General features: G+C 71.0%; 10 protein-coding genes. 2 read left to right on the top strand and 8 right to left on the bottom strand.

Annotated elements, in window-relative coordinates; all coding sequences use genetic code 11:
• Positions 1 to 37: 37 nt before the first annotated feature.
• The 7 genes from EF879_RS19120 to EF879_RS19090 form a co-directional block, all read right to left on the bottom strand.
• Positions 38 to 2,083 carry a beta-galactosidase gene (locus EF879_RS19120; RefSeq protein ID WP_233604573.1) on the bottom strand — a complete coding sequence of 682 codons (2,046 nt, stop codon included), beginning with the start codon at positions 2,081 to 2,083 and terminating at the stop codon, positions 38 to 40.
• Positions 2,080 to 2,769 carry a DUF624 domain-containing protein gene (locus EF879_RS19115; RefSeq protein ID WP_123560498.1) on the bottom strand — a complete coding sequence of 230 codons (690 nt, stop codon included), beginning with the start codon at positions 2,767 to 2,769 and terminating at the stop codon, positions 2,080 to 2,082. The genes EF879_RS19120 and EF879_RS19115 overlap by 4 nt, the downstream gene beginning before the upstream one ends.
• On the bottom strand, positions 2,766 to 4,373 hold the full coding sequence (locus EF879_RS19110; RefSeq protein WP_123560770.1) for a xylan 1,4-beta-xylosidase: 1,608 nt from the start codon (positions 4,371 to 4,373) through the stop codon (positions 2,766 to 2,768). Before EF879_RS19110 ends, EF879_RS19115 begins: the two co-directional genes overlap by 4 nt.
• 170 nt (positions 4,374 to 4,543) lie before the next feature.
• Positions 4,544 to 6,184 carry an extracellular solute-binding protein gene (locus EF879_RS19105; RefSeq protein WP_123560496.1) on the bottom strand — a complete coding sequence of 547 codons (1,641 nt, stop codon included), beginning with the start codon at positions 6,182 to 6,184 and terminating at the stop codon, positions 4,544 to 4,546.
• A 55-nt stretch (positions 6,185 to 6,239) separates the two neighbouring features.
• The gene (locus EF879_RS19100) at positions 6,240 to 7,163 is read right to left on the bottom strand and encodes a carbohydrate ABC transporter permease (RefSeq protein WP_199736502.1); all 924 of its coding nucleotides are present in this window, start codon (positions 7,161 to 7,163) and stop codon (positions 6,240 to 6,242) included.
• Complete coding sequence (locus tag EF879_RS19095) at positions 7,160 to 8,149, bottom strand: sugar ABC transporter permease (RefSeq protein WP_123560493.1); 990 nt, start codon at positions 8,147 to 8,149, stop codon at positions 7,160 to 7,162. The genes EF879_RS19100 and EF879_RS19095 overlap by 4 nt, the downstream gene beginning before the upstream one ends.
• Complete coding sequence (locus tag EF879_RS19090) at positions 8,146 to 10,569, bottom strand: glycoside hydrolase family 3 N-terminal domain-containing protein (RefSeq protein ID WP_123560491.1); 2,424 nt, start codon at positions 10,567 to 10,569, stop codon at positions 8,146 to 8,148. The genes EF879_RS19095 and EF879_RS19090 overlap by 4 nt, the downstream gene beginning before the upstream one ends.
• A gap of 290 nt (positions 10,570 to 10,859) precedes the next feature.
• Between EF879_RS19090 and EF879_RS19085 the strand changes: the two genes are divergently transcribed.
• Together EF879_RS19085 and EF879_RS19080 are read left to right on the top strand one after the other, a co-directional pair.
• Positions 10,860 to 11,888 (top strand): LacI family DNA-binding transcriptional regulator, encoded by a 1,029-nt coding sequence (locus tag EF879_RS19085; RefSeq protein WP_123560489.1) that lies wholly within the window; start codon positions 10,860 to 10,862, stop codon positions 11,886 to 11,888.
• Positions 11,889 to 12,061: 173 nt separating this feature from the next.
• A complete protein-coding gene (locus EF879_RS19080) occupies positions 12,062 to 13,534 on the top strand; it encodes an MFS transporter (protein ID WP_123560487.1) in 1,473 nt (490 codons plus the stop codon).
• Between the two features lie 116 nt (positions 13,535 to 13,650).
• Here the strand turns inward: EF879_RS19080 and EF879_RS19075 are convergent, their stop codons facing one another.
• Entirely contained in the window at positions 13,651 to 15,105 is a 1,455-nt protein-coding gene (locus tag EF879_RS19075) for a M20/M25/M40 family metallo-hydrolase (protein ID WP_123560486.1), read from the bottom strand.
• Positions 15,106 to 15,184 lie beyond the last annotated feature (79 nt).

Here is a 15,184-nt window from a genome sequence, read left to right as displayed (position 1 = left end):
GGGCGTCCCGCCCCGGGGCGCGCCCACCCGACCCGGACTAGCCCTCCTCGCGCAGCACCAGGACCCCGTATCCCGCCAGCCGCAGCGGCTGGCCCGGCGTGACCGTCTCGCCGGTCACCAGGTCCGTCCCGGCCCAGATCGCCGCCACCTCGACCGGCTCGGCCGAGTGGTTGAGCAGGAAGCGCAGCCGGGTCCCGTCCGGGGCGACCCGGAGCGTCGTCTCCAGCTCGGGCACGTCCGGGTACGGCCCGAGCAGGTCGTGCCGCGCCAGCACCCGCCGGACCACCCAGGAGACGCCGGCCTGGTCCAGCCCGGTGGCGACGTACCAGCCCTCCCCGGCACCGAAGCGGTTGCGGGTCACCGCCGGGGTGCCGGCGTAGAAGTCGGCCTGGTACGTCCCGACCACCTCGGCCCCCTGGGGGATCACCAGTTCGAAGACGAGCCGGGACCCGACCTCCCGCGCGTCGTCGCCGTCGCCGAGTCGCACCGGGTTGACCACGTCCGCCTCGCGGGCGTCCCACTCGTCGATCCGGATCCCCATCAGCGGTCCGAGCGGGCCCGGTATGTCCATCAGGAACGCCTGGTCGTCCTCGTCCACCCGGGCGGAGAGGAACGTCGTCAGGACGGAGCCGCCGCGCGCGGCCACCTCCGTCAGCCGCTGGGCCAGGTCGCCCTTGAGCATGTGCAGCGCCGGGGCGACGACCACGTCGTAGCGGGACAGGTCGGCGGTGACCGCGACGACGTCGACGTCTACCCCGGCCTCCCAGAGCGCCCGGTAGTAGGCGTGCACCACCTGCTGGTAGCGGACCAGCCGGGACGGTCCGTCGGAGATCTCCAGCGCCCACCAGCTGTCCCAGTCGAAGAGCAGCGCCACCCGGGCCGGGGTGCGGGCGCCCAGCGTGGCCCCGCCGAGCCGCTCCAGCTCCGCGCCGAGCGCCGCCACCTCGCGGAAGACCCGGGTGTCGTCGCGGCCGGCGTGGCCGATCACCGCGCCGTGGTACTTCTCGCAGGCGCCCCGGGAGGCCCGCATCTGGAAGAAGAGGACGGCGTCCGCGCCGTGCGCCACCGCCTGCCAGCTCCACAGCCGCATCACCCCGGGCCGCTTCAGCGGGTTCACGTCCCGCGAGGCGGTGTAGCTCGGGGTCTGCTCCATCAGCCAGAACGGCTGGCCGTCCTTGAGTCCGCGCATCAGGTCGTGGGTCAGTGCCATCCAGGCCGGCGAGCGGTCGTCCGGCGGATAGTTGTCCCAGGAGGCGAAGTCGAGGTGCGGCGCCCAGCGGTGGTAGTCGATCGGCCGGTACATGCCCATGAAGTTCGTGGTGACCGGCAGGTCGCTCGACTCGCGGATCGCGGCCTTCTCGTCGATGAAGTTGGCGAGCATGGCGTCGGACATGAAGCGCAGGTAGTCCAGGGTGATGCCCTGGAACGCGGTGTGGTTCGGGCCGCGCCAGTGCTCGGTGAGCGCCGACGGCGGCTCGATCTCCGCCCAGTCGGTGAAGGTGTGCGACCAGAACGTGGTGTACCAGGCGGTGTTGAGCGCCTCCAGGGTGCCGTACTTCCGGCGCAGCCAGTCCCGGAAGCCGGCGGCGCAGAGGTCGCAGTAGCAGGCGCCGCCGTACTCGTTGCCGACGTGCCAGGCGACCACGGCCGGGTTGTCGGCGTACCGGGCCGCGACCCGGCGGGCCAGCTCGGCGGAGAGCCGGCGGAACACCGGCGAACTGGGGCACGAGTTGTGCCGTTGGCCGTACCGGTGCCGGCGCCCCTCGAAGTCCACCCGGGTCACCTCCGGGTGGGCCCGGGCCAGCCAGGCCGGGTGGGCGCCGGTCCCGGTCGCCAGGCAGATGTTCCGGCCCTCGGCGGCGGCCCGGGCGACGATCCGGTCCAGCGTGCTGAAGTCGTAGACGTCGGGCGCCGGCTGGGTCAGCGCCCAGGTGAAGACGCCGAGCGTGACGGTGTCGATCCGGGCGGCGTCGAAGAGCCGGTAGTCCTCCTTCCACACCTCCTCGGGCCACTGCTCCGGGTTGTAGTCCCCACCGAACGGCACCTTCGACGTCCGGGGCAGGCGACCGGCCGCCTTGCTCACGCGACGAACTCCTCCCGTATCCGGTTGATCATCGGGCGGCTGGTTCCCAGCAGCGCCAGGGTGAAGACGGAGCCGAGCAGCGCCAGCACCGCCTCCGAGGTGACGGCCGTGACCACGGCCGCCGTGAGCAGCAGGCCGGCGGTGCCGAGCGTGACCTGCGGGGTACGGCCGAGGAAGTGCACCGCCAGCCGGGCGACGTCCCGGGTCCGGAAGACGAAGAGGGCGGTGACGACCAGCGCGTTGACCCCCCAGAGGGTGGTGACCACCCCCACCATGATCAGCGGTACCCGCCACCAGCCCGGTACCGCCGCGGCGTGGAAGTTGGCGAGGTTCACCGCGACGATGGTCAGCCACAGCAGGAGCGGGACCCAGATCTTCAGTACCGGGCCGAGACTCGCCCGGTAACCGCGCCAGAACGCGGCCGCCGGATGCAGCTCGGTCAGGTCACCCCGGTGGTGGTGCAGCGCGTACAGCGCGGCCGCGACCGCCGGACCGAGCGGGACCGCGCAGGCGGCGGCCAGCGGCAGGTTGCTGACGTCCCGATCCAGCAGGATCAGGGGGACCAAGCCCGGCAGTGTGCCGAGCACGAGCAGGACCTCCACCACCAGCAGGCTGTAGATCAGCGCCGCGGCCCGGGAGAGTGGGCCGGTCCCGAACTGGCGGCGCGTGCCGACTGCGTCGCTCATTGCCGATCCTCCCGTCCGGCCCCACCGCCGGGGCCGTCCCCGCCCCCGACCGCGGCCGCGGCGTCGGCCGGGGCTTCGGAGGATAGCCCGAGCAGCCGGTTCTCGTCCCACCACGGCGGGGTCTCGTCGACGACCGGGGTGATCTCGACCAGGGTCACCTCGTGCCGCGCGAGGTCGAGGTCGAGGTCGACCCGTCCGGCCACGACCGGCAGCCTCCGGTGGCTGCGTCCCGGCTCGGCCGCCTCCCGCAGCGCCTCGAGCTGTCGGGGCCGGGGAGACCGGGGCTGGCCCATCTCGCACCAGGCGGTCCAGGCGTTGCCCACCTCCTCGTGCACGGACGAACGGTGGACGTACGCCGAGGTCGGGCCGGCGCCCGTCGCCCGTGGGGCGCCGAGCGGGACGGAGAGCCGCAGCGCGTGCCGGTCGACCGGGGACCGGCCGGTGACGTCCACCGGCGCCCAGGCCAGCACGGTGACCCGGCCGTCGGCGTCCCGGGTCACCAGGTGGTCCGCCCCCCGGGCCAGGATCTGGTCGCCGAGGCGGGCCATGAAGGCGTACAGGTGGTAGGTGGGCTTCTTGATCTGCCGGTGGGTGAGCAGGCCGAACCCGCCGTGGAACAGCGCCGTCGGGACGCCCACCTCCTCGAACATGTCGCTGAAGGTCCAGTAGGAGAAGGAGTCGACCAGGTCGCCGCCGGCGGCCAGCACGGGGGCGAGGTACGCCGCGTGAAAGGCGGTGTCGTGGATCGGATTGTCCGGCCGGTACGACGAGCTGAACTCGGTGATGTGCACCGGCAGCCCGGCCAGGGCGGTGTCCCGGAGCAGGTCGCGCGGGGTGGCGAACTGCTCCAGCAGGTTGGCCGCCGGCCGCAGCGTCTGGTGCACCCCGAACGGCACGTGCTGGGCCGGCCCGGAGGTGTAGGCGTGCTTGCTGACAAAGTCGATCGGGACGTCGCGGGCGGCGACGAAGTCGGCGAAGCGCGGCAGCCAGTCGTCGGCGCCGGGGGAGATGGCCGGCCCCCCGACCTGGAGTTCGGCGTCCACCTCCTTGACGGCGTGCGCCGTCACCTCGTACAGCCGGTGGTACGCGGCCTCGTCGGCGCCCCGCCAGAATTCCGGAAGGTTGGGTTCGTTCCACACCTCGATGGGCCAGCGACGGACCTCGGCGAGGCCGTACCGGTCGACGAGGTGGGCCACGGTGGCCCGGACCAGGTCGGCCCACTCCGCGAAGGAGCGGGGCGGGGTGACGTTGCCGCGCCACCAGAACACGGTCTGGTCGCCGGAGGCGAGGGCGGCCGGCATGAAGCCCAGCTCCACGAAGGGGCGGATCCCGAGGTCGAGGTACGAGTCGATCACCTGGTCGACGTAACCGAAGGTGTACCGGACTCGGCGCGACCCCTGGTACTCGTACGGCCGGTACACGCCGACGCCGTCGCTGAGCAGCCCGTGCCCCCGGATGTGCCGGAAGCCGATCTCACGCTGGATCAGGGCCAGCGAGTCCTGGTAGTCACGGCGCAGCGCCAGCTCGAATCGGCCCGTGCCGACGCAGGCTCGCCAGGCGTCGGGCAGCCGGCCCGAGGGGTGCTCCGGAACGGTGATGCGCATGAGAGTCTTCCTGTGCGGGTCGCCGCGCGGACCGGGTCCGGCGTACGGACCGGGGCGGGGCGATCCCCGGTCGTCGCGGGCCGCCGCGCCGGCCGAGCCGGGCGCGGACCCGGGACGGCCCGGTCCGGCCGCGCCCGCGGCGGGCACGACCGGACCGGCGCAGCGGGTGATCAGCCGTTGTTCTTCTGGTAGCGCTCGTACGCCTTCTGGACCAGGTCCATGTAGGCGTCCATGTTCTTGCCCTTCAGCTCGGCCACGTAGGCGTCCCACTGGCTGAGGTCGCGCTGGCCGAGGATGAACTGGAGCGTCGCCTGGTAGACGAAGTCCCGCAGCGGCGTCGCCCAGAGCGAGATCTGCTCGCGCTCCTCGTCGGTGAACGGGAACGGCGGCATCACCGGCCTGGGCGGCCGGGCGTTCATCACCTTCTGGAACTCCTGCTCCTCCGGCGAGAAGAACGCCTGCACGAGTTCCGGCTTGCCGCCGTAGGCGAAGACGCCGTTGTAGAAGCCGAAGTCCTTCTGCAGGTGCTTGGTGCCCTTGGGGTTCAGCCCGACGACGTCGACGTCGGGGGCCAGGGTCGGCTTGCCGTTGGCATCCCGGACGAAGGTCGTACCCTCGACGCCCCACTTGGCGAACTCCTGTCCCGCGTCGGAGTACCAGAGCCAGTCGATGAACTGCATCATCGCGACGAAGTACTTGCTGTCCCGGGCCTTCTTGGAGATCATGATGCCGTTCTCCAGCCGGCTGGCGGGGTTGATCTCACCCGCCGGGCCGATCGGCAGCGGGATCTTCACGATCTTCGCCTTCGGGTTGGTCTTGGCCAGGTCCGGCCGGTAGTCGTTGACCAGGGTCTGGGCGTTGCTGCTGATCACGAACGACTTGCCGTTGGCCAGCTTCTGGCGGGCCTGGTCGTCGGTTCGGGTGAAGCTCTCCGGGTCGAGCAGTCCCTCCTTGACCAGCTTGTTGAGGTACGTCAACATCTGCCGGTACTGCTCGCTGGCGCCGGTGTAGAAGAGCTTCTTGGCGTTCGCGTCCCAGCTGACGTGCTGGAAGTTCCAGCCGGCGCCCTCCAGCCCGTACGACGCCGCGAGGATGTTCAACAGGTTGCCGCCCGGGTTGGGCTGGCTGAACCGGTCCGAGAACGGGTACGTGTCCGGGTACTTCGCCTTCATCGCCTTGAGGACGGTGTACAGCTCGTCCCAGGTCTTCGGGATCTCGAGGTTGAGCTCCTCGAGGATGTCGGTCCGGATCGCCAGCGAGTAGTCCTGCCACGGCTTCTCGTGCAGTCCGGGGAGCAGGTAGAACTTGCCGTCCGCCTGGCGGCGCTGGTTGATCTCAGGGTGGAGGTTCCACTTCTCGATCTTGTCCTTGAAATGGGGCATCAGGTCCAGGTAGTCGCTGACCGGTAGGATGGCCCCCGAGGAGACGAAGGTGTCCTCCTGGCCCGGATACGTCTTCGGAATGATGAGCGGTGCGTCGCCGGCGCCGATCAGCAGGCTCCGCTTCTGCTCGTAGTCGCTCAGCGGTACGGCGACCGGCTCGATCGTGACGTTGGTCCGCTTGGTCAGCTCCGTCCAGAACAGCCAGTCGTTCTTCAGCGGGTAGTTCGGATGGTTGTTGTACAACATCGAGAACGTCAACGGCTCGGTGGCCCGGAACTGATCCCCGACCTTGTACTCGGCCATCGCGCCGACGCGGTGCTCGGAGAGGTCGGATTCCGTGGATTCGTCGCCGCTCCCGCAGGCGGCGAGCGACACCGTGAGCAAACCGGCAGCGATCACCGCTGCTCGGCGCCGGGATCTGTCGAACATCGGACTTCCTTTCAGCGTGAAAGGGGTGGGGTTCGCGGTTGCGTCGCCGCCCAGGTCAGCCCTTCACCGCGCCGAGCATGACCCCGGACACGAAGTACCGCTGGATGAAGGGGTAGACCAGGAGGATGGGCAGGGTGGTGAGGACGATGGTGACGGCCTTCAGCGTGGCCTCGGCCTGTACCTCGTCAGCGGCGTTGATGGCGCCGACGTTCTCCGCGCCGGTGGCCCCCGCGATCAGGTTGCGCAGGTAGACGGTCACCGGGAGGAGGTCCTGTTGGTCGATGTAGAGGAAGGCGGTGAACCACGAGTTCCAGAAGGAGACGGCGTAGAACAGCACCATCGTGGCGATCACGGCCTTGGACAGCGGGAGGACGATCCGCAGCAGGATCCCGTACGTGTTCAGGCCGTCGACGGCGGCGGCCTCCTCCAGGTCGACCGGCAGGCTCTCGAAGAACGCCTTCATGACCAGCAGGTTGAAGACGTTGATCGCGTTGGGCAGGACCACCGCCCAGATGGTGTTCTTCATGCCCAGGCTGGTGATGAGCACGTAGTTGGGGATCAGCCCGCCGGTGAAGAACATCGTGAAGACCGCGATCCCGATCAGCGCGTTGCGCCCCTTGAGGTGCTTCTTGGACAGCACGTACGCGTAGCACGTGGTCAGCACGATCGAGATGAACGTGGCGACGACGGTGTACACCACGGTGTTGCGGTAGTTCGTCCAGAACAGCGAGTCGGACATCACCAGCCGGTAGGTGTCCAGGTTGAACCCGCGCGGGACGAGGTTCACCTTGCCGGCGATGATGTACGCCTCGTCGCTGAGCGACCGGGCCACGATGTTGACGAACGGGTACAGCGTCACGATCACGACGCCGGTCAGGATGATGGCGTTGACCACCTGGAAGACCCGGTAGCCCCGGGTGGGCCGGGGTCCGCGCGGGCGCCGCTTCGGGGTGGTGCCGGCGGCGGTGTCGATGGTCACCACAGGCTCGTCCCCACTACCCGACGCGAGATCGCGTTTGCCGACAGGACCAGGGTCAACCCGATCACGGCCTCGAAGAGCCCGATCGCGGCGGCGTAGCTGAAGTTGCTGGACTGGAAGCCCATCCGGTACAGGTACGTCGAGATCACGTCGGCGGTCGGGTACGTCAACGGGTTGTAGAGCAGCAGGATCTTCTCGAATCCGACCGCCATGAAGGTGCCGATGTTGAGGATCAGCAGCGTCACCATCGTCGGCCGGATGCCGGGGAGTGTGACGTGCCAGGTCTGGCGCCACCGATTGGCGCCGTCGATCCGGGCCGCCTCGTACAGGTTGTCGTCGATGGTGGTGAGCGCGGCGAGGTAGAGGATCGTGCCCCAGCCGACGGTCTGCCACACCTCCGAGGAGACGTAGATCGTCCGGAACCACTCGGGTCGTTGCAGGAACGGGATGGGGTCGCCGCCGAACGCCCGGATCAGCTGGTTGACCGTGCCGTCGACGGAGAGCATCTGCATCACCATCGCGGCCACGATCACGATCGACAGGAAGTGGGGCAGGTACGACACCGACTGGACGAACCGCTTGAGCCGCCGGGCCCGCACCTCGTTGAGCAGCAGGGCGAGCACGATGGGCAGCGGGAAGCAGACCAGCAGGGTCAGCGCGCCCAGGATGACGGTGTTCGTGAAGACGTTCCAGAACGTGGGGTCGGTGAGAAACATCCGGATGTACCGCAGGCCGACCCAGTACTCGCCGAAGACGCTGCCGCCGGGCTGGAACCGTCGGAACGCGATCACGTTGCCGAGCATCGGCAGGTAGCGGAAGATCAGGAAGAACAGCAGCGGCAGGACCGCCAGCGAGTAGAGCTGCCAGTCCCGGCGCAGCGCCTGCCGCCAGCTCTGCCGGCGGCGACGCGACCGGCGGACGGGCTCGGGCTTCGCCTCGACGCTCTGCGGCTCCGCTGGTGGACTCAACGTGCGTGGTGTGGTCATTCTCGGGCCTCCGGGGTGTGCGGGAGCGCGACGCTGCGCTCGACGCGGGCCAGCGACAGCAGCCGTCGCTGGTGACCGACCTCGCGTTCGGGGCCGACGAGGCGCAGCGGCACGGCGGCCGCCATCTCCCCACTCGACCGTCCGAACCGCAGCTCCACGTCGCCGGGCTCGACGATGCGCCGGCCGTGCACGCCGGTGAAGGACGTGACGTCGGCGGGGACCACGAAGCTCACCTCCGCGGATTCGCCCGGCTCCAGCGGGACCCGGGTGTAGCCGACCAGCCGGACCACCGGCCGGGTCGTCTGGGCGACCGGATCGTGCAGGTACAGCTGGACGACCTCGGTGCCGGCCCGGTTCCCGGTGTTGCGGACCGTGATCCGCACGGTCACCTCACCGTCCACGGCCCAGGCGGCCGGCTCGTCGTCCCCGTCGGGCACCTCGCGCGGCCGGCCGTCCGGGTCGAGCACCGCCGCGTCGCTCCACTCGAAGGTCGTGTAGCTGAGCCCGTGGCCGAACGGGAACGCGGGGGTCGGGTCGACCGACGACACCTCGGTCCGGCGACCCAGCGGCGGGGCGAGGTACGTCGTCGGCAGTCCGCCCGCGTCCCGGGGGACGCTGACCGGCAGCCGCCCGGACGGGTTGACCGCGCCGGTAAGGATCTCGGCCAGGGCCTGCCCGCCACGCTGGCCGGGGAAGAACGCCTGGACGACGGCGGCGGCGGAGTCGAACTCCGGTCCGAGCGCGTACGGCCGCCCGGCCAGCAGCACCAGCACCACCGGGGTGCCGGTGGCCAGCACGGCCCGGACCAGATCGGCCTGCACCCCGGGCAGGCGCAGGTCGCTGGCGTCGCAACCCTCGCCGGAGGTGCCGCGGCCGAAGAGCCCTGCCCGGTCGCCGACCGCGACGACGCAGACGTCGCTCTCCGCGGCCGCGGTGACCGCCTCCGCGATGCCGGAGGTGTCGTCGCCGGTGATGGCGCAGCCGGGCGCGTAGGTCAGCTTGGGGAACAGCGCGCTGAGGGCCTCGCGCAGGGACGGAATCTCCACCCCGGTCTCGTGGTCGGGATACCGGACCCCCACGTGCAGCGGGAAGGAGTAGCAGCCGAGCATCGCCATCGGGTCGTCGGCTGCCGGGCCGACCAGCGCGATCCGTCGGTCGGTGGGCAGCGGCAGCAGCCCGTCGGTGTTGCGGAGCAGCACGATCGACTCCCGGGCCAGCCGGAGGGCGAGGTCCCGGCCGGCCTCGTCGTCGAGGCGCAGCTCCTCGGCACCGTCGGGCAGGGGTTGCCACCCCTCGTCGAGGAGGCCGAGTTCGGCCTTCTGACTCAACACCCGGTGCAGGGCCCGGTCGACGAGTGCCTCGTCGACGGTGCCGGCCCGCACCGCCTCGACCAGCGGCGCGCCGTACGCGTCCACCGTCGGCAGCTCCACGTCGATACCGGCGCGAAGAGCGAGCCGGGCCGCCCCGGCGGCGTCCGTCGCGACGCCGTGCAGCGTCTCCAGGAAGCGGACCGCGAAGTAGTCCGCGACCACGACGCCGGTGAAGCCCCACTCGTTCCGGAGCAGGTCGGTCAGCATGCCCGGGTCGGCCGCCACCGGCACGCCGTCGATCTCGGCGTACGAGTGCATCACGGCCCGCGCACCGCCGAGCCGCAGCGCCATCTCGAACGGCGGCAGGATGACGTCGGCCAGTTCGCGCCGCCCCATCGGCACGGGCGCGAGGTTGCGACCGCCCCGGGATGCGGAGTAGCCCGCGAAGTGCTTGAGGGTGGCGACCACCCCGGCCTGTTCCAGGCCCCGGACGTACGCCGCGCCGATCGTCCCGACCAGGTACGGGTCCTCGCCGATGGTCTCCTCGGTCCGTCCCCAGCGGTAGTCCCGGGTGACGTCCAGCACCGGCGCCAGGCCCTGGTGCACCCCGGCGGCTCGCATGCTCCGGCCGATCCGGCCGGCCATCGCCTCGACCAGCTCGGGATCGAAGGAGGCCCCCCAGCACAGCGGGGCCGGGTAGACCGTCGCCCGCCAGGCGGCGAAACCGGTGAGGCACTCCTCGTGCACCTGGGCCGGGATCCCGAAGCGGCTCGCCGCCATGATCTGCGCCTGGGAGGCGGCCAGCGACCGTGCGCCGAGGACCGGATCGACCGGTGCCGTGCCGAACGGCCGGGTCAGCTGGCCCAGTCCGTACCGGATGGCCTCGTTCCACTCCGGAACGCCGTTGGTCATGTCGGACTGGTACGGCGCGACCCCACCTCCCGAGGCGTCTGCGCCGACCCAGAGCCCGACGAGTTGGGCGATCTTCTCCTCCAGCGACATCAACGGGATGAGCGCTGCGGCCCGCTCCGCGGGGGAGAGTCGCGGATCGCGCCAGGCCGGGGTCACCTCGGACGCGGCTCCGTCGCCGGCGGACAACTCGCTTGTCATGCCACCCTTCCAGCCCGACATGTGCGGCGTACCCGTGCGGATGGTGGGCGGCTCATGTCGGCGTGTCCTCGAAAGTTTCGGTAATAGCTGCGTTACCTGTGCCGGGCAACTTAGGCCTCGCGTCGAGGTGTGTCAAGGTCTCTGAACTGCTCTCTCCGTTGGTTGCATGGAGTATCGTCCCCGAAACACCCCAACCCGTTCGGGCACGTCGCGCGCGTACCTTCGGCTGGTCGGGGCGCCTGCGACGACGTTCGTTGCCGAAACTTTCGGACACCCTGTGTGAGGCTGTGATGACAAAGTTCCGTCCGAGTGTCGGACCGGGTGGCGCGACGATCGCGACCATCGCCGACGAGGTCGGCGTCTCCACCACGACGGTCTCCAAGGTCCTGAACGGGCGGTCCGACGTCGCGCCCGACACCCGAGCCCGGATCGAGGCCAGCCTCAAGCGGCACCGGTACCGCCGGCGGGGGCGGCGGCCGACGAGCACGGCCCAGGTCGACCTGGTGTTCCACGAGTTCGACTCGGCGTGGGCGATGGAGATCATCCGGGGGGTGGAGGCGGTGGCGACCGCGGCCAACGTCGGCGTCGTCCTCTCCCAACTCGGCGGACGGCACCGCCCACCGGCGTGGTGGCTGGACGGCGTGCTGGCCCGCCGGCCCCTCGGGGTGCTCCTCGTGCTCTGCCACCTCACCGAGTCCCAGCAGCAGCGGCTCGCACGGCAGATGATCCCGTTCGTCGTCATCGACACCGACAGCGCGACCTCCGCCTCGGTCCCCACCGTCGGCTCGAACAACTGGAACGGCGGCCTGCTGGCCACCCGCCACCTGCTGGAACTCGGCCACCGGCGGATCGCGATCATTTCCGGCCCCGAGAACGTGCTCTGTAGCCGGGCGCGGGTCGCCGGGTTCCGCTTCGCCCACGACGAGGCCGGGCTCACCGTCGACCCCGAGCTGGTTCGGTACGGGAACTTCCAGCTCACCGCCGGCTACCGGCACGGGATGGAGCTGCTGACCCGCCCCGACCGGCCCACGGCGATCTTCGCCGGCTCCGACACGCAGGCCATGGGGGTGTTCCGTGCGGCCCGACGACTCGGGCTCGACATCCCCCGGGACCTTTCCGTGGTCGGGTACGACAACATTCCGGTGGCCGCCTGGCTCGGTCCCGCCCTGACCACGGTCGACCAGCCGCTGCGCGACATGGCCGGTACCGCCACCCAGATGCTGCTCGACCTGGCCCGGGGCGGGGATCTGCCGGCGAGCCGCGTCGATCTGGTCACCGAGCTGGTGGTCCGGGAGAGCACCGCCCCACCGCCCGGCTGAGCCGCCGGGTCCACGAGGCCCGGCCGACGGACCCGGGTCAGCCCGCCCGGATCAACCCGGCCGGGTCAGGCCACGGCCTCCTGCTCGCCGTCCGGGAGATCGGCGCCGCTGGGCACCGGAAACGCCGGGGCTGGTGGACCTCACCTCCGCTTGAGGTCGTAGCGTGTGCGGGCATGAGCAGCATCACGGGGGATCGGAAGACCTTCTACCAGCTCTTGGTCAACACGCTACTGGTCTCGGTCATCAACTACACCGTCTGGTTCGCGATCACCTTCTACGTCTACCTCCAGACGCGGTCGGTCTTCGCCACCGGCGTGATCTCCGGGATCTTCCTGGTGATGACCGCGCTGACCGGCATCTGGTTCGGCAGCCTGATCGACCACCACGCCAAGAAGACGATGATGCAGGTGTCGGCGCTGGTGTCGCTCGGGACGTACGTCGTGGGGCTGGCGCTCTACCAGGCCGTGCCGCGGGAGTCGTTCACCGACCCGGCGAGCGTGCCGCTGTGGGTACTGGTCGTGCTGCTGATGGTCGGCGTGATCGCGGGCAACATCCGGACGATCGCGCTGCCGACCCTGGTGACGGCGTTGATCGCGGAGGAGAGCCGGGACCGGGCCAACGGTCTGGTCGGCACCACCTCGGGGGTGTCCTTCCTGGTCACCTCGGTGATCAGTGGCGTGCTGGTGGCCGCGGGCGGGATGTTCTGGGTGCTGGTCCTGGCGCTGGCGGTGCTCGCCGTCGCGCTGGTGCACCTGGCGGTGGTACGGGTCGCCGAGCGCCCGGCGTCGCCGCCGGCGGGCTCCGCCCCGGACACGGCCTCGGGCGCGCCCGCGGCCCCCGGCGCGGCGGAGCCGGCGTCGCGGCGGTCGGTGGACCTGCGCGGCACGATCCGGGTGGTCGGGGAGGTGCCGGGGCTGACGGCTCTGATCGTCTTCTCGGCCTTCAACAACCTCCTCGGCGGCGTCTTCATGTCACTGATGGACGCCTACGGGCTGTCGTTGGTGTCGGTGCAGGTCTGGGGGCTGCTGTGGGGTGTGCTGAGCACCGGGTTCATCGTCGGTGGCCTGCTGATCGCCCGGACCGGCCTGAGCCGTAACCCGGTTCGGGTACTGCTGGCGGTCAACCTCGTGCTGTGGACCGTGACCACGCTCTTCCCGTTGCGCTCCTCGATCGTCCTGCTCTCCCTCGGGATGTACGCGTACATGGTGTTGGTGCCGTACGCGGAGGCCGCGGAGCAGACGATCCTGCAGAAGGTGGTGCCGTACGAGCGGCAGGGGCGGGTCTTCGGCTTCGCCCAGAGCGTCGAGCAGGCCGCCTCGCCGCTGACCGCGTTCCTGATCTCGCCGATCGCCCAGTTCGTCTTCATCCCGTTCATGACCGACGGCCTGGGCGCCCGGACGATCGGCGGCTGGTTCGGTACCGGCGCCGACCGTGGCCTCGCCCTCGTCTTCGTGCTGACCGGCATCGTCGGAACCCTCGCCACGGTCGGGGCGCTGCGTAGCCGCCCGTACCACCGGCTCAGCCGACGGTACGTCGCGGGGCCGGAGATCCCGGCCGACCCCGGTCCGGCGGACCCCGGCGCGGCCGAGCCGGTGGCCGCCCGGCCGGAAGCACCGTCGGACGCCGCCGCCGGCCGGGACCGGTGACGGCCCGCGCGGTCATCCGGGCGTGCACGGCCGGTCGGGCGACACCGCCGTCGGCCTCGACATCCCGTCCCCGCGCCAGGTCACCCCCGCCCCGGGGGCGAGGAGCGGCGGTGCGGTCAGCTTCTGGGCCGGGGGAACGCCACCGGGCTGCGGTGTCCGGCCGTGTCGACCGCGCGGACGCCGAAGAAGACGTTGTCCTTCGACAGGGCGATGGTGGCCTCGGTGACGTCCCCGACCTCGATGACGTGGGTCCACTCCGGAGCCGTCGTCTCCCGCCAGACGATCTCGTAGCCGGCCAGGTCCGGTTCGTCGCCGCGCTGCCACCGCAGGGTGGTGTCGTTGGTCAGCCCGCTGGTGTCGATGACGACGCCTTTCGGCGTGCCCGGGGCCGGGGCCAGGGACCAGAGGACGGCGGCGTTCACCTTCGCCACCCGGGCGATGTACGCGAAGTCGCAGAACTCTGGAAGGTCGCCGTACTGCCTGCCGTTCTCGACCCGGACGTCCTGGTGCTGGTGCGCGAAGTCCTCGTTCGGCTCGGTGAACCGACACGCCGGCCAGCCCTGCTCGAGGAACGGGATGTGGTCACTGCCCCGCAGGTAGCGGTCCCGACGGTAGATGACCCGGACCGTCATCCCGGTGGCGTCGTTCTCGGCCACGTCGGCGACGAACCGGGCGAGCTGGCGGGTGGAGGAGTCGTTCTCGCCACCGACCGAGCGCCGGATGTTCGCCTCGGCCGGGGTCTCCGCGGTCGGCACCCCCTCGGCGAAGAGCCGCACGGTACGCCGGTCCCGGGTGCCGTCGTCCCCGGTGCTGCTCCCGACGATGTCGTTGCTGAACATGCCCTGGATGTCCGCACCGGCCGCCCGGTACTGGGTGGCCAGGTACCGCGAGCCGTAGAGGCCCTGCTCCTCGCCGGCCACGGCGGCGAAGACGATCGTGGCCTCGGGGCGCCGGGTCGCCATGACCCGGGCCAGCTCCATCAGCACCGCCACCCCGGAGGCGTCGTCGTCTGCGCCGGGGGCGTCGCTGGTCGCGTCCATGACGTCGCTGGCCCGGGAGTCGTAGTGGCCGGTCACCACATAGAGCCGGTTCGGCGCCGACGTGCCGCGCAGGGTCGCGACGACATCGGTGATCCGGGTCGGCACCGGGATCCGGGAGGCCGGCTCCTGGACGTACGACTGCAGGTCGACGCTCATCCGGCCGCCCGAGCGGGCGGCGTACCCCCGCATCTCCCGGTAGATCCAGTCCCGGGCGGCGCCGATGCCGCGTTCCGGGTCGTCCTGGCGGGAGAGGGTGTGCCGGGTGCCGAAGGCCGCGAGCCGGCGGACGATCGCCTCGATCCGCCGCTGGTCGATCTCGCGCAGCAGGTTCCGCAGCTCCCGGTCTGGAGGCTGGGGTCGGGTCGGTCGCCCCGGGCCGGGGCGGCCGGGTCGGGTGGTGGCCGCACCGGCGGCGGGGGCGGCCCCGGTGGCGGCGGCGACGGTGGCGGCCGCGGTGACGGTGGCGGCGGAGAGGAACGTGCGGCGGCTGGGTCTCGTGGATCGCTCGCCAGGAAGGTCATCGATGGGCATGTGTCATGGTCATCAATGCCGCCGTCCGCTGTCAACGGGTCCCGTTGCGCCGCCTCGCCCGGTTTTGCGACCATAAGGC

Source organism: Micromonospora sp. HM5-17 (assembly GCF_003762835.1).
Lineage (GTDB): Bacteria > Actinomycetota > Actinomycetes > Mycobacteriales > Micromonosporaceae > Plantactinospora.
The sequence above is the reverse complement of the archived record's forward strand: the minus strand, read 5'-3'. Positions and strand labels throughout refer to the sequence as shown.